The following is a 14769-nucleotide window of genomic DNA, read 5'->3' on the forward strand; positions in this document are numbered from 1 at the left end:
TTACAGTACAATGTCGGTCCAGAGCTCGGAGGGATCCGGCTCTGCGTCATTCTGGGCAAATTCGGCAGCGTCGGCGACGATGTCGCGAACCTCCTTGTCGACGGCCTTGAGCTCATCCTCATCGGCCCACTTCTTGTCGATCAGGCGCGCCTTGACCTGCTCGATCGGGTCACGCTCTGAGCGCATCTTCTGTACTTCTTCCTTGGAGCGGTACTTTGCCGGATCGGACATCGAGTGGCCGCGGTAGCGGTAGGTCTGCATTTCGAGGATCAGCGGCCCCTTGCCGGCGCGGCACCATTCGGTGGCCAGATCGCCGGCTGCCTTGACTGCGCGAACATCCATGCCATCGACCTGAATGCCGGGGATCTTGAAGGAGGCGCCGCGGTGCGAAAAATCCGTCTCGGCCGACGAACGCGACACCGAGGTGCCCATGGCATAGCGGTTGTTCTCGATGATGTAGATCACCGGCAGCTTCCACAGCGATGCCATGTTGAAGCTTTCATAGACCTGGCCCTGATTGGCGGCGCCGTCGCCGAAATAGGTCAGCGTCACATTGTTGTTGCCGCGATAGCGGTTGGCGAAAGCGAGGCCCGTACCGAGCGAAACCTGCGCGCCGACAATGCCGTGGCCGCCGTAAAAATGCTTCTCCTTGGAGAACATGTGCATGGAGCCGCCCTTGCCCCTGGACAAGCCGCCGCGGCGGCCCGTCAATTCGGCCATGACGCCGCGGGGCGACAGTTCCATCGCCAGCATGTGACCATGGTCGCGGTAGGCGGTGATCATCTGGTCGCCATCGACCAGCGCCATCTTCATGCCGGTGACGACTGCTTCCTGGCCTATATAGAGATGGCAGAAGCCGCCGATGAAGCCCATGCCGTAGAGCTGGCCGGCCTTTTCCTCGAAGCGGCGGATGAGCAGCATGCGCCGGTAGGCGTCAAGCTCCTCTTGCTTGGTAAAGTCGACAGGCTTGGGGGCTGAAAGCCCCGCCGATTTGCCATCGGATCTGGATTTGGATTTGGCAGGCGCTTTTCTGGCGGCGGTGGCCATGCATCACTCCCTGTTGGCGTCTCTTGCGGACACTGAGGGAGATCAGTTCTCCCCACCGATTTTGGGGAGGCTAACACGCGAGAAGGCGTTTCGCCATGCTGAAAATGCATGGCTGACATGCGTCTAAGCGATTAAAATCATTGAAAATATTTGCGATTAACTGAAATATGATTATCTCGCCGCAGCCGGTAACATGATGGTGATTTCGTCGGCATGGGACATATTGAGCGCCTTGCGCGCCTGCTCGTCAAGCATGTCCTTCTCCAGCGTGCCCTGATGCAGGAGCTGAACGCGCCGCTGCAGGTCGAGCCGGCGCGCCTTGACGACATCGAGCTTACCTTGCAGGTCGACGGTTTCGGCTTCCAACCGGTATTTGGAATAGATGCCGAATTCACCGTGATAGGCGTGGAAGCCGAAATAGGCCAGGAACGCCACGCAGAGCGAAGGAATGATCAGCCGCCCGGTATTTCTCTGCTTGTGCTGACGTGTCCACATGATCCAAACCCCTTAGACTGCCGCGCATCCTCTTGGACGCGCAAAGGACGCTCTAACACTCTGTGACCTAGCCCCTTTCTCGCCCGATTGTGCTTAATGGACGGTTACGGGCAGCCGGATTTGGCGATGTTGAAAGCAAAAAGGCGGGGAATACCCCGCCTTCTCATTCCGGATATTTCTGTAGGCTCAGCCTTTGACGATCGACTTGCCGGCATAGAGCGCCTGCTTGCCGAGCTCTTCCTCAATGCGGATGAGCTGGTTGTACTTGGCCATGCGATCGGAGCGCGACAGCGAACCTGTCTTGATCTGCCCGCAATTGGTGGCAACGGCGAGATCTGCGATGGTCGAATCCTCGGTTTCGCCCGAGCGATGCGACATGACAGCGGTATAGCCGGCCTTGTGCGCGGTCTCGACGGCGTCGAGCGTTTCGGTCAGTGAGCCGATCTGATTGACCTTGACCAGGATCGAATTGGCGACGCCCATGCGGATGCCGTCGCGCAGCCGCGCCGTGTTGGTGACGAACAGATCGTCGCCGACCAGCTGGGTCTTCTTGCCGATGAGATCGGTCAGCGTTTTCCAGCCGTCCCAGTCGTCTTCGGCCAGCCCGTCCTCGATCGTGATGATCGGATAGTCGGCGGCGAGCTTGGCCAGATATTTGGCCTGGGTCTTGGGATCGCGGGTCTTCTTCTCGCCTTCATAGACGTAATTGCCGTCCTTGAAGAATTCGGTCGCGGCGCAGTCGAGGCCGAGCGCAACCTCTTCGCCCGGTTTGAAGCCGGCCTGCTCGATCGATTCCATGATGAAATCGAGCGCAGCGGGCGCGCTTTTCAGGTTGGGAGCGAAGCCGCCCTCGTCACCGACATTGGTGTTATGGCCGGCGTCCTTCAGCCGCTTCCTCAACGTATGGAAGATTTCCGAGCCCCAGCGCACGCCGTCACGCAGTGTCGGCGCACCGATCGGCAGGATCATGAATTCCTGGAAGTCGATCGGATTGTCGGCGTGCGCCCCACCGTTGATGATGTTCATCATCGGCACCGGAAGCACATGCGCCTTGGTGCCGCCGACATAGCGATAGAGCGGCAGGCCTGCCGCTTCCGCAGCAGCCTTTGCCACTGCCAGCGACACGCCGAGGATGGCATTGGCGCCGAGCCGGCTCTTGTTGGGCGTGCCGTCGAGCTCGATCATGGTCTGGTCGATGTGGATCTGGTTCTCGGCCTCCATGCCGCCAATCGCCTCGAACAGCTCGCCATTGACGGCCTCTACCGCTCGCAGGACGCCCTTGCCGAGATAACGGGCGCCGCCGTCGCGCAGCTCGACTGCCTCATGTGCGCCGGTCGAAGCGCCAGAGGGAACCGCTGCGCGGCCCATTGAGCCGTCTTCGAGCACGACGTCGACCTCGACGGTCGGGTTTCCGCGGCTGTCCAGGATTTCACGCCCGACAATGTCGATGATGGCGGTCATAGCGATGTCCCCGATTTGATCTGACGAAGCGTCGGGCACGTCTTAGCCAAAGTGCTGCAAAACGCAATCGGGGCGTCGGCAAATATTGCCACCACCTCCGCCATGCCGGTTCACAGAGCAAAAATTGCTGTCATCATAAGTCTTGGCGGCATGCGGCTTTCTGGTTTATGCTCGCAGCTGCGCGGGGCGAAACTGGAGGAGTTTCGCCATGTCTCAGTTGAGCGGTATCGTGAGTTTGTTCCTGATCGCGGCGGCGTTTCTGACGTCGTGTGACACTCAGCAGCCTCAACAAGGCGCGGTAGAGTTGTCGACCCTTCAAGCGGCGGAGTAGATATCCTGCAGAAAAAGGCCCTCGGTTGAAAACCGAGGGCCTTTTGATTCCGGCAGGTCAAGGTCAATGCCAATAAGGCTCGACCCTATAGTAGCTATATGAAGCGTCACGCGCGGCCTCGCCGTCGGCGCCCGTCAGTTCGTTGATAGAATAGGCGGGAGCAGCCTTCAGCTGCTCCTTGGTGAACGGCACGACGTAGCCGCCCTTGTCCTCGTCATAGTCGAGGGTCGCCCACGGAATGGCGTGATACTTCTCGCCGATGCCGAGAAATCCGCCAAAGCCGATCACGGCAAACATGATGCCGTTCGACAATTTGTCGAGCATCACGTCTTCGATGTCGCCGATATGCGTGCCTTCGGTGTTGTAGACGGATGTGCCGATGACCCGCGAGGCAGCGATGGCTTCAGTGTGTCCGGTCTGGGTTGTCATTTATGTACTCCTCGTTGTCGTTGACGCTATGCTTGACAATGAGGGGCGCGGATGAAGGTTCCAGACTTTTCGACGCTAGAGCTCGATGTGTTCAAATTGAGCTGGGCATCCCGCTCTATCTATTTGTTTTAGCCGCATTTCCTACGATGCCAAGTGATTCCACCCGCTGGTCACAAGTTTAGAGGGAGGCGAGACTTAGGATCCTGGGCATGCTCAGCTCTTGGCGACGTGGTCAAATGCCATCAGCCTTTCAAGCAGGGCGGGAAGATCCTTCAGCGGCACCATATTGGGGCCATCGGAGGGTGCGTTGTCGGGATCCTGGTGCGTCTCGATGAAGACACCCGCGACACCGACCGCAACCGCGGCGCGCGCCAGCGTCTCGACAAAGCGCCGATCACCACCCGTAGAGCCGCCCTGCCCGCCCGGCTGCTGCACGGAATGCGTGGCGTCGAAAATAACCGGTGCGCCGATCTCGGCCATAATCGGCAGGGCGCGCATATCGGACACCAGTGTGTTGTAGCCGAAGGACGCACCGCGCTCGGTAACCAGCACGTTGGCGTTGCCGGAACCAGTGATCTTGGCGACGACGTTCTTCATGTCCCACGGCGCGAGGAACTGGCCCTTCTTCACATTGACGACCTTGCCGGTTCTTGCCGCCGCAATCAGGAGATCGGTCTGGCGGCTGAGGAAAGCCGGAATCTGCAGGATATCGACATGCGGCGCCATGACCGCGCACTGTTCCTCGGTGTGGATATCGGTAAGGATCGGCAGCGAAAACGCCTTGCGCAGATCGTCGAAGACCGGCAGCGCCGCATCGAGCCCGGCGCCGCGCGTGCCGCCAAGCGAGGTGCGGTTGGCCTTGTCGTAGCTGGTCTTGTAGACGAGACCCAGCCCCAGCTTCTCAGTCAGTTCCTTCAGTGCGCCAGCCATATCGAAGGCGTGCTGGCGCGACTCAAGCTGGCACGGGCCGGCAATCAGCGACAGCGGCGCGGTGTTGCCGAAGACGACATTGCCGACGGCTACGGACGAATTGGGCTTGCTCATGCGATCTCCCGGAAGATAAAGGCCGCACCCTGTCCGGGTGCCGGCTGCACGACAATATCATTGCCGCGTATGTCGTGTTCGACGGAATAGGCTGCAAGCAGCCTTGCGACCGTGTCTGCGCGGCGAACTGAAAAGACCACCGCCGCGAAGCGGAGTTTCGATGGCGCGCCGGCAGGTATGCCGAACCGCGCTTCGAAAGCAGCGGGGTCAAGCAGGGTCAAGGTCGCGTTCGGCAGGCCCATCGCGGTGCTCCCCTGTCTGGACGCGGGACTGCGCGCCGCGATCGAAATCAATCGATGCTGTTCGGATGGCTGGTCGCTGACCGCCACGACTTCGATGATGCCGACTGCGCCATTGGCATGGGCCTGCAATGCGGTGCGGTCCACTTTCGGCGCATTGATCCGCTCGCAAGCGAACAGGAATGCGTCTTTCGCCCCGGCACCCGAGGCGAAGGCCAGTTTGAACGATGCTGTGTCGCTCTTTCCAGCTGCGTCAGCGAAGGCGCGCGAAAAGCTCAGCATGTCTCCGGCCGACAAGCCGGCTTCGACATAGCGCATATGATCGGCATCCGCATTTCCGGTGCCCAGGACAAGCGCGGAAAATCCCTCGTCGCCGCGCTTGTCGCGATAGGCGCGATCGCGCGTGACGAAGACGTTGCCGTCCGCAATCGCTTTCGCCGCCGCTTGCGCGTTGCCCACCGCCAGCGGCTCGAGATAGGTGCCGTCTTCAAGGAAGACGCAGCAGTTTTCCGTCCCGAAAGGATGGATGCCGGTCGGCGCCACGACAAAACCAAGCGAATTGAGCCGCGCCCGTGCCCCATCGAGGCTCGCGGTAGGCAGCACAAGATGGTCAAGCGGATAGGGGCTTAGCGGATAAGCGCTCGGCGAATGAGTGCCTGCTGGCATTGTCTCGGTCATGCCGGCGCGGTGTGCATCATTCTGGAGGTTGGTTCAAGAGCTTCGCCTGACACCGCCAGGATCCAGATTGCCGATTGCGCGGCATCGGTACGCGAGCCCCTGAATACTTGCCGCCGCTGGAAATCAACCTACGTGATCCAAATGAGAAAGACACTGTTCGTAGGGGCAGCGGTCGTCGCAATGGCTGTCCTTGCCATGCTGGTCTGGAACGCGCCGAAGCGGCCTGGCGCCGATCTGACCGAACCGACCGCCGCTCAGACAGAATAAGCGACGCGCGTTCGGTCGCTTCTCCCTTCAGGGCGCCGCCACGACATCTGCCGAATATCGCAATTCGCGCAACGGTTTGACCTGGCTGGTCGTCTCGGCATAGAGCGGATGCGCCTTGTAGGCGGCCAAAGCGGCATCATCCTCGAACTCGGCATAGACGACCACGTCGATCTCGTCCGAAAGCGGATCGACCTTGGTGTTGAGCGTCACTTCGAAAAGACGGGAATGCGGGATGTTGCCCAGCGCCAGCAAACCCGTGCGTACGGCCTCGACATCCTCTTTGTGCCGCGCGCTGAAGAAAACGATATGCCGGATCAACCCAGCCTCCTCGATCGATGTGCAAGCGTGTTCTGTGTGGGCAAAGCGGTCGCGTCAACCGGCAACGATGTCGCGGCGGCACGCGTCGAGCGGGAAAGGAAATCTACACCAGGCTGGTGATGTGGCGCACGGTACGCGTTATCTCCCTGACCGTGGTGTCGAGATAGCGGCCCTGATTGTAGAGCCCGTCCCAGATCAGGAAGAACGTGATGGCGCAAATGACGATAACATAACGCATGGCGAAAACTATCGCATGGCAATGGCTACAGCCATAGTGATTTCGGCGCTGGTCGGCGCTCTCTCCGAACCTCGCCGATCTTTCTCGCTTTGCCGTGGTGAAATGTCCGCGTTGGACACCCGAAAGCCCGGAACGCCGCCGCTTGGCACAGTCAGTTCCTCGCCTGCCCCTTGAAGTTCGCGTCGAGGACGTGAAAGACTATGGTGGGGATTCATCGGGAGCGGCCATCGCGCCCCGGCGAATGAACTGCGTCAGAGTGTGGAACTGGCCACTTAAGCCGGCTCCGCAGAAGTCCGGGGGCGTGACATGGCTCATAAGGAAGGCACCAGCGTTGCGTCGGGCGACGCTGTCAGGCTGGACGAATTCAATTTCGCCGAAACAGTAAAAGGCCTGCCGGCCAAGGCGCGCATGGTGTTGTCGGCGGCGATGAACCTGCCGCGCGGCTCGCTCAAGGTGAGGATGCCGGACGGCCGCGCCGTGCTCGTCGGCGGCAAGGCGCCAGGTCCGGACGCCGAACTGGTGCTCAAGAACTGGCGCTTACTCGGCCGCGCCTTCACCGGCGGCACTATCGGCATTGCCGAGTCCTACATGGACGGCGATTGGGACAGTCCCGACGTGACCAGTTTCCTGGAACTGTTCGTGGTCAATTCGGAAATCGGAGAGCGCATCGCCGGCGGCGCCAGCTGGCTGATCAACGCCGCCCAGCGTGTCCGCCACTGGTTCAACCAAAACACCCGCACCGGCTCGAAGCGCAACATTTCGGCGCATTACGATCTCGGCAACGCCTTTTACAGGGAATGGCTGGATCCGAGCATGACCTATTCGTCGGCACTTTATGCGGCTGGCGCCAACGATCTGGAAAGCGCGCAAGCCGCCAAGTATCGCGCGCTGGCCAAGGACACGGGCATCGGCGCGAAAGACCACGTGCTGGAAATCGGTTGCGGCTGGGGCGGCTTTGCCGAATTCGCCGCGCGCGAGATCGGCTGCCGCGTCACCGGATTGACCATCAGCCGCGAGCAGCATGATTTCGCCAGAGCGCGCGTCCAGAAGGCTGGACTTGCCGACAAGGTCGACATCAAGCTGCAGGACTATCGCGACGAGACCGGCACCTACGACCGCATAGCCTCGATCGAGATGTTCGAGGCGGTCGGCGAAAAATACTGGCCGGTGTTTTTCGGCAAGATGAAGGATTGCCTGCGGCCTGGCGGCACCGCCGGCTTGCAGATCATCACCATCAATGAGAAGGCTTACGACACCTATCGTGCGCGGCCGGATTTCATCCAGCGTTACGTCTTCCCGGGCGGCATGCTGCCGACGCCGTCGATCCTGAAAACGCTCGGTAAAGACCATGGCCTCGCTCATCTGCGCGAGCGCATTTTCCCGGACGACTACGCCCGCACACTCGCCGAATGGCGCCACCGCTTCTGGGCGTCATGGGAAAAGATCGTGCCGCTCGGTTTCGACGACCGCTTCAAGAAGCTCTGGGAGTTTTACCTGCACTATTGCGAAGCCGGCTTCCGCGCCAGCTACATCGATGTCCGCCAGGTGGTCTACAAGGCTTAGCGCAGTTCGGCGACATCACCGCTTGATTTGCGGCCACGCAATCATCTGGCTGCCGTGAAAAAGTCCGATCCCGACGCAAGATGCGGCGCCAAGAATTGGAATCACATCATGCACAAACGGACGATCTTCCTCGTTGCCATTCTTGTCGCTGCGAGCGGCATCTGGCTTAACAACAGCTCGCTGCTGTCGAGCCGTCCGGCCGGCACGCCGGCGGTGCTTGCCCATCGCGGCATGGCCCAGGATTTCGACCGCAAGGATCTTGGCCCCGACACTTGCACGGCCGAACGCATGCTGCCGCCACGCCATTCTTTCCTTGAAAACACGATCCCCTCGATGGAAGCCGCCTTCGCGCTTGGCGCGGACGCGCTCGAACTCGACGTCCACCCTACTACGGACGGCAAATTCGCCGTCTTCCACGACTGGACGCTGGATTGCCGCACTGAAGGCAAGGGAGAAACGCGCGCCCATGCCATGTCCGAGTTGAGGGCGCTCGATGTCGGCTATGGCTATACGGCGGATGGTGGCAAGACCTTTCCGTTTCGCGGCAAAGGCATCGGCATGATGCCATCGCTGGACGAGGTCCTGCAGCACTTCCCGGACCGTCGCTTCAACATCAACATCAAGAGCAACGACCCCAAAGAGGGCGAGACGTTAGCCGCCTGGCTCGCCACGCTGGCGCCAGCCGAGCGCGCCGGCTTGACAGTGTATGGCGGCGACAGGCCGATCGCGGCGGTCAAGGCGGCGCTGCCGGACATGCATACGCTGAGCCGCGCATCGCTGACCCAATGTATCCTGCGTTACGCAGCGCTCGGCTGGAGCGGCTATGTCCCGGAGGCCTGCCGGCAGGACACCCTGCTCATCCCGATCAACATCGCCCGATGGTTGTGGGGCTGGCCCGACCGTTTTCTCGATCGCATGGACGGCGTCGACACCCGCATCTACCTGCTCGGCCCCTATGCCGGCGGCGGCTTTTCGCAAGGGCTCGACGATCCCGAACTGATCGACCAGTTGCCGGACGGCTATTCCGGCGGCATTTCCACGGATGCGCTGGATCTGATCATGCCCGTGATCAAGCAGCGTTTCGCACCGCCGACGTGAAAGGACAAACCCACACCACCTGGTGGTGACATGGGGTTGAGCGAGTGCACAAGCTTCGTCTTCAAAGAGGTCAACCGACCGGTTGATCGCGCTTTGGCTGCCGAGATAGCAAACAGATGACGTGCGAATGAATATGCGCGGGCGGAGACGTCAGCTCCTGTCGTCGTCACCTTGAGTGATCAGTCGCGCGCTGCGCTGACCTGTCACGTAGATCCATAGCCAGCTCAGCGAAACCGCAAGCCGGTTACGGAAGCCGATCAGGAAGTAGATATGCGCCAGGCCCCACAGCCACCAGGCAAGCCGGCCGGTAAGCTTGATCCAGCCGAAATCGATCGCGGCGGCGCGCTTGCCGATCGTCGCCAGATCGCCGTCATGCTTGTAACGGAAAGGCCTCGGGGTCGCGTCGCCGGCAAGCCGGGCCTTGATCGTGGCGGCGACATGCCGGCCCTGCTGCTTGGCGGCAGGTGCTACGCCCGGCACCATGCGGCCATCCGGCCGCAAGACGTGCGCAGCGTCACCGACGACGAAAATCTCCGGGCTGCCCGGCACGGTCAGGTCGGGCTCGACCAGCACCCTGCCCGCGCGGTCCGCCGCCGCCCCCAGCCACTCGGCGGCCGGTGAGGCGGCAACGCCTGCTGCCCACAGGATAGTCCTGGCCGGCAGGTGCGTATCACCGAAAACGACGCCCTCGGCATCGCAGCGCGTGACGGGCCGGCCGAGTTCGACCGTCACCCCGAGCCGCTCGAGCGCCTTGCTGGCGTAATCGGACAGTTCCGGGGCGAAATTGGGAAGGACGCGGTCGCCGGCCTCGATCAGCACCACGCGCGTTTGCCGCGTGTCGATGTTGCGGAACTCGCCGCGCAGCGTGTCGTGCGCCAGTTCGACAATAGTACCGGCCAGTTCCACGCCGGTAGGTCCGCCGCCGACGATCGCCAGCGTAAGCAGCGCCTGGCGCTTGGCGGGGTCGGATTCCCGCTCAGCCTGCTCGAAAGCGAGCAGAATGCGCCGTCGAATGGTGGTGGCGTCCTCCAGCGTCTTCAGTCCCGGTGCGAAAGGCTCCCATTCGTCATGGCCGAAATAGGCGTGGCGGGCGCCGGTAGCCAGCAGCAGCGTGTCGTAGGCAACCGCATTGCCATCATCGAGCAGTACGCGTTTGCCGACACGATCAACACCTCTGACCGTGGCGAGCAGCGTCGTCACGTCCTTGCGCTTGCGCAGAAGATGGCGGATCGGCCAGGCGACTTCCGAGGTCGCCAGCGCCGTGGTCGCCACCTGGTAGAGCAGCGGCTGGAAGAGATGGTGGTTGCGCTTGTCGATCATGGTGATGCGCACCGGCGCATCGTCAAGCGCGCGGGTGAATTCGAGCCCTCCAAAACCCGCCCCGACGACCACGACATGATGGCTGGATTGGTTCATCTCATTCACTCCGGGAGATCAAGTTGGCCGGGAGAGCAGGTTGGCCAGGAGAGCAGTTTCGCCAAGACTTATGTAGATACTTTTGTGCACCGCAACAACGCCCGGCTTTGCCGACTGTCCGCCCGAGGATGTCGCGAATGTACATGCCCTGTCCTGCCACGGGGTATAATTTCAACGAAACAGACGACAGGAGTTGGAACGTGGACAGCGATCATGACGACAGTCCGGCGCAATACGCCTCGCCGCCTTGCTTCATGCATGAGCTAGACCCGGAATTCCACGCGCCACTATCCGACTGGACTGACGTAAGACGTTGGCGCAAGGCCGAACGCGAACGGCTGATTGCGGCCCGCCTTGCCGTCCCCGCTGACGTACGAACGGCAATGTCACAGCGCATCGCCGAAGGGCTTGATGCCGTGATCGGCGACATTGCCGGGCGCATGGTCAGCCTCTACTGGCCGTTCCGCGGCGAGCCGGATCTGCGGGCCTGGATGACTTCCGTCAATGAGCGCGGCGGCCGTACCGCACTGCCTGTTGTCATTGAGAAAGCCCGCCCGCTTATCTTTCGTGCCTACGTTCCGGGCGATCGGCTGGAAAAAGGTGTCTGGAATATCCCGATCCCGGCTGAAGGCGATCCGGTGCTGCCCGACATCGTCATTTCGCCGATCGTCGGCATCGATCCGGCCTGCTATCGCCTGGGCTATGGCGGCGGCTTCTTCGACCGCACCTTGGCGGCGATGCCATTCAAGCCGCTGGTCATCGGTGTCGGCTACGAGCTGCAGCGCATCCCCACCATTTACCCGCAGCCGCATGATATCCCGATGAGCCGGGTGGTGACGGAGGTCTTCGAGGCTTAGGCAAGTTCCGGCTTCATCCCCACAGCCGTCCGGTCGACGATCTCTCGCAAGGCGAAGGACGAATTGATTTTTGTCACATGCGGCATCGCCGACAGCCACTCCTTGTGGATGCGCTCATAGTCGACCAGATCCTTCGCAGCGATGCGCAGGATGTAGTCGTATTCGCCCGACATCAGGTGGCAGGACAGGACATTCGGGCAACGTTTGATCGCCGCCTCGAAATCCGACAGCGTCTTTTCAAACTGTCCCGACAGCGATATATGCACGATCGCCGTCATCTGGTGGCCAAGCGCGGCATTGGAAAGCCTGGCGTGGTAGCCGCGGATGGTTCCGGATTTCTCCAGATTGTCCAGCCGCCGCGAGCAGGCCGACTGCGACAGGCCGACCTTCTCGGCGAGCGCCGCATTGGGTATGCGTCCATCTTTCTGCAGCGCTTCGAGAATGGCGATATCGATCCTGTCGAGCGGCATTTTTCGGGATTCCTGCGACAATCAAGCTATTTTGCGCAACGATTATCGAGCCGCGCCTTTCTGCGCAAGCGCATTCGCAAACACTTACGGGGCGATTCGTGGTTCACTATCTCTAAACAGGGAACACGCCCCAAAAGGGCTGGATCAGGAGAAAAACATGCGCGTCGGCTGCCCCCGGGAAATCAAGAACCACGAATACCGCGTTGGTCTGACGCCAGGTTCGGTCCGTGAATATGTCGCGCATGGCCATGAGGTGCTGGTCGAGACCGGTGCTGGCGCCGGCATCGGCGCCGACGACAACGCTTATCGCGCCGCTGGCGCCATCATCGCCAAGACAGCCGCCGACGTGTTTGCCAAGTCCGACATGATCGTCAAAGTCAAGGAGCCGCAGCCCAACGAATGGGTTCAGCTTCGCGACGGCCAGATCCTCTACACCTATCTCCATCTCGCGCCGGACCCGGAGCAGACCAAGGGCCTGCTGGCCTCGGGCGTGACGGCCATCGCCTACGAGACCGTCACTGACGACCGCGGCGGCCTGCCGCTGCTGGCGCCGATGTCGGAAGTCGCCGGCCGGCTGTCGATCCAGGCCGGCGCTGCCGCCCTGCAGAAGGCCAATGGCGGCCGCGGCGTGCTGCTCGGCGGTGTACCCGGCGTATTGCCCGGCAAGGTCACTGTGCTCGGCGGCGGCGTCGTCGGCCTGCATGCCGCCCGGATGGCGGCCGGCCTTGGCGCCGACGTTACCATCATCGACCGCTCGATCCCGCGCCTGCGCCAGCTGGACGATATCTTCGGCGGCCGCGTCCACACCCGCTACTCGACCGTCGAGGCGCTGGAAGAGGAGTGTTTTTCGGCCGACATCGTGGTCGGCGCCGTGCTGATCCCAGGTGCCGCCGCGCCAAAACTCGTCTCGCGCGAGATGCTGTCGGGCATGAAGAAAGGTTCCGTGCTGGTCGACGTCGCCATCGACCAGGGCGGCTGCTTCGAGACTTCGCATGCCACCACCCATGCCGAACCGACCTATGAGGTCGACGGCGTCATCCATTATTGCGTCGCCAACATGCCTGGCGCGGTGCCGGTCACCTCGGCCCATGCGCTCAACAACGCGACGCTGCATTACGGCCTGCAGCTCGCCGACAAGGGCCTGAAGGCGCTGATCGACGATCATCATCTGCGCAATGGGCTGAATGTCCACAAGGGCAAGATCACCAACCGGGCGGTGGCCGAAGCACTCGGCTATGAATTGGTTGAGCCGAAGGCCGTCCTCGCCGCCTGAATCGCCGCTGATCCCTCTCCCGACAGAGCCGCCGACGCCCTCGGCGGCTCTGTTTTTCCCCAAGCAGAATTTCACGATTTGCGGTTCGCTGACCGGTTTGCTCGCCTTGCTTGCAATCCGCTGCTCCCGTGACTTTTTTGTTACAGCGGCCAGCATGAGCTTCTGCTAGAGACGTGCTGGGTTTCAAAGGGGTAGGGGCAATGATCCACAAAAGATTCGCAAAATCTGTTCTTCTTGGCGCGGTTTCCGTTCTGGCGCTCGGATCGGTTTCTCATGCCGCCGACGCAGTTGTGCCGGTCGTCGAGACATCGGGCTTCAACTGGAGTGGCATCTATGTCGGCTTTGGCGTTGGCGCCGGCGCCAATGTCCACGAGCTCAGCAGCGATTTCCTTCCTGGCTTCTCGCTGAACGGCATTGGCGGTGAAGGCGTGTATGGTGAATTGACCGTCGGCTACGACTACATGGTGTCGCCGCGCTTCCTGATCGGCGGACTTTTGGACGCCCATATCGGCAACATTGAAACCACGCTCGATGTTGCTGGATTGGATGCTTCGATCCGCGAGACCTATGGTTTCGACGCTGGTTTGCGGGTTGGCTATCTCTTCACCCCAAACACTTTGGGCTATGTGCTCGGCGGCTATTCCTGGCAGAAGTACAAGCTCGACACGAACGCAGGCTTCGACTTCGATTGGGACCAGAGCGGCTACTTCGTCGGTGCTGGCGTTGAAACGGCCATCAACAGCAACTGGACCATCAAGTCAGAATATCGCTATACCCGCTTCGGTACTCAGAACATTCTTTCCGAGTTCGATATACCAGACGGCGTTCTCGACACGGACACCTCGCGGCATACGTTCCAGGTTGCGGCCAACTATCGCTTTGGCGCCCAGAATGGCGGCGTCGCCTCTTTTGAGGCCCCTGCCTACAACTGGACGGGCTTCTACGTCGGCGGCGCCGCCGGTGCGGGTGCGTCGGTGCACCAGATCGAAGTTCCGCCGCTTGGCGGCCTAGAGTTCAACGGGCTCGGCGGCGAAGGCGTGTTCGGCGAATTGAATGTCGGCTACGACCATGATTTCGGCAGCTGGGTGGCAGGTGTCATGGTTGACGCCCGCTACTCCGGCATGACCACGGAGTTGGATCTCGGAGGCGGATCCGTCAATCTGGATACTGATTACGGTTTCGACGTGCTTGCTCGTGTCGGTATGAAAGTCAACAAATCAACCCTCGCCTATGTTCTCGGCGGCTACAGCTGGCAGCACTTCGATCTGAATGCGTCCTCACCCATCGGCGATATCCTCGATTGGGACTCCAGCGGCTTCTCAGTTGGTGCCGGTCTGGAAACGGCTATGTCCAGCAATGTGACCGTCGGCCTCGAATACCGCTATTCGCAGTTCTCCGAGAAGGATTTTTCGTCGGATATCGGGTTGGCGGATGACACTCTCACCTCCACGCCTTCGTTCCACACCGTTCGCATCGGTGCGAAGTACAAGTTCAACTAAAACGGTCCAGATAACAGTCAAAGCCCGTCGGTCATTCCGGCGGGTT

General features: G+C 61.2%; 16 protein-coding genes. 6 read left to right on the forward strand and 10 right to left on the reverse strand.

Annotation, left to right across the window (positions count from 1 at the left end; translation table 11 throughout):
• From pdhA to NKH73_RS08660, 6 genes are all read right to left on the reverse strand, one after another.
• Complete coding sequence (gene pdhA / locus NKH73_RS08635) at nucleotides 1-1047, reverse strand: pyruvate dehydrogenase (acetyl-transferring) E1 component subunit alpha (protein ID WP_352930337.1); 1047 nt, start codon at nucleotides 1045-1047, stop codon at nucleotides 1-3.
• A gap of 171 nt (nucleotides 1048-1218) precedes the next feature.
• Complete coding sequence (locus NKH73_RS08640) at nucleotides 1219-1542, reverse strand: FtsB family cell division protein (protein ID WP_352930339.1); 324 nt, start codon at nucleotides 1540-1542, stop codon at nucleotides 1219-1221.
• A gap of 186 nt (nucleotides 1543-1728) precedes the next feature.
• Complete coding sequence (gene eno, locus NKH73_RS08645; protein WP_095488607.1) at nucleotides 1729-3003, reverse strand: phosphopyruvate hydratase; 1275 nt, start codon at nucleotides 3001-3003, stop codon at nucleotides 1729-1731.
• Nucleotides 3004-3397: 394 nt separating this feature from the next.
• Nucleotides 3398-3763 (reverse strand): PRC-barrel domain-containing protein, encoded by a 366-nt coding sequence (locus NKH73_RS08650; RefSeq protein WP_352930342.1) that lies wholly within the window; start codon nucleotides 3761-3763, stop codon nucleotides 3398-3400.
• Nucleotides 3764-3976: 213 nt separating this feature from the next.
• Nucleotides 3977-4807, reverse strand: coding sequence for a 3-deoxy-8-phosphooctulonate synthase (gene kdsA / locus NKH73_RS08655; RefSeq protein WP_352930343.1), 831 nt, complete (start codon nucleotides 4805-4807; stop codon nucleotides 3977-3979).
• Nucleotides 4804-5724 carry a VOC family protein gene (locus tag NKH73_RS08660; protein WP_502893874.1) on the reverse strand — a complete coding sequence of 307 codons (921 nt, stop codon included), beginning with the start codon at nucleotides 5722-5724 and terminating at the stop codon, nucleotides 4804-4806. The genes kdsA and NKH73_RS08660 overlap by 4 nt, the downstream gene beginning before the upstream one ends.
• 141 nt (nucleotides 5725-5865) lie before the next feature.
• Here NKH73_RS08660 and NKH73_RS08665 point away from each other — a divergent pair, with 141 nt between their 5' ends.
• A complete protein-coding gene (locus tag NKH73_RS08665; protein ID WP_352930347.1) occupies nucleotides 5866-5991 on the forward strand; it encodes a hypothetical protein in 126 nt (41 codons plus the stop codon).
• Nucleotides 5992-6018: 27 nt separating this feature from the next.
• Here NKH73_RS08665 and NKH73_RS08670 read toward each other — a convergent pair whose 3' ends face one another.
• Both NKH73_RS08670 and NKH73_RS08675 read right to left on the reverse strand, forming a co-directional pair.
• Nucleotides 6019-6309 carry a Dabb family protein gene (locus NKH73_RS08670; protein ID WP_352930349.1) on the reverse strand — a complete coding sequence of 97 codons (291 nt, stop codon included), beginning with the start codon at nucleotides 6307-6309 and terminating at the stop codon, nucleotides 6019-6021.
• A 103-nt stretch (nucleotides 6310-6412) separates the two neighbouring features.
• Nucleotides 6413-6547 carry a hypothetical protein gene (locus NKH73_RS08675; RefSeq protein WP_352930351.1) on the reverse strand — a complete coding sequence of 45 codons (135 nt, stop codon included), beginning with the start codon at nucleotides 6545-6547 and terminating at the stop codon, nucleotides 6413-6415.
• A 306-nt stretch (nucleotides 6548-6853) separates the two neighbouring features.
• On the opposite strand from NKH73_RS08675, the gene NKH73_RS08680 reads away from it, so the two are divergent.
• Nucleotides 6854-8110, forward strand: coding sequence for a class I SAM-dependent methyltransferase (locus tag NKH73_RS08680; RefSeq protein ID WP_352930353.1), 1257 nt, complete (start codon nucleotides 6854-6856; stop codon nucleotides 8108-8110).
• Nucleotides 8111-8218: 108 nt separating this feature from the next.
• Nucleotides 8219-9208, forward strand: coding sequence for a glycerophosphodiester phosphodiesterase family protein (locus NKH73_RS08685; protein WP_352930355.1), 990 nt, complete (start codon nucleotides 8219-8221; stop codon nucleotides 9206-9208).
• Between the two features lie 150 nt (nucleotides 9209-9358).
• Here the strand turns inward: NKH73_RS08685 and NKH73_RS08690 are convergent, their stop codons facing one another.
• On the reverse strand, nucleotides 9359-10624 hold the full coding sequence (locus NKH73_RS08690; RefSeq protein ID WP_352930357.1) for an NAD(P)/FAD-dependent oxidoreductase: 1266 nt from the start codon (nucleotides 10622-10624) through the stop codon (nucleotides 9359-9361).
• 254 nt (nucleotides 10625-10878) lie between these two features.
• On the opposite strand from NKH73_RS08690, the gene NKH73_RS08695 reads away from it, so the two are divergent.
• Nucleotides 10879-11481, forward strand: coding sequence for a 5-formyltetrahydrofolate cyclo-ligase (locus NKH73_RS08695; RefSeq protein WP_352930754.1), 603 nt, complete (start codon nucleotides 10879-10881; stop codon nucleotides 11479-11481).
• On the opposite strand, the gene NKH73_RS08700 is transcribed toward NKH73_RS08695, so the two are convergent.
• Nucleotides 11478-11951: an Lrp/AsnC family transcriptional regulator gene (locus tag NKH73_RS08700; RefSeq protein ID WP_352930359.1), complete on the reverse strand. Its 474-nt coding sequence runs from the start codon at nucleotides 11949-11951 to the stop codon at nucleotides 11478-11480. The two genes, NKH73_RS08695 and NKH73_RS08700, sit on opposite strands and share 4 nt — an antisense overlap.
• Nucleotides 11952-12108: 157 nt before the next feature.
• On the opposite strand from NKH73_RS08700, the gene ald reads away from it, so the two are divergent.
• The gene (ald, locus tag NKH73_RS08705) at nucleotides 12109-13224 is read left to right on the forward strand and encodes an alanine dehydrogenase (protein ID WP_352930361.1); all 1116 of its coding nucleotides are present in this window, start codon (nucleotides 12109-12111) and stop codon (nucleotides 13222-13224) included.
• Between the two features lie 200 nt (nucleotides 13225-13424).
• Nucleotides 13425-14723, forward strand: coding sequence for an outer membrane protein (locus NKH73_RS08710; RefSeq protein WP_352930756.1), 1299 nt, complete (start codon nucleotides 13425-13427; stop codon nucleotides 14721-14723).
• The last annotated feature ends 46 nt before the right edge of the window (nucleotides 14724-14769 follow it).

This window comes from Mesorhizobium sp. M0938 (assembly GCF_040319125.1).
Classification (GTDB): Bacteria; Pseudomonadota; Alphaproteobacteria; order Rhizobiales; family Rhizobiaceae; genus Mesorhizobium; species Mesorhizobium robiniae.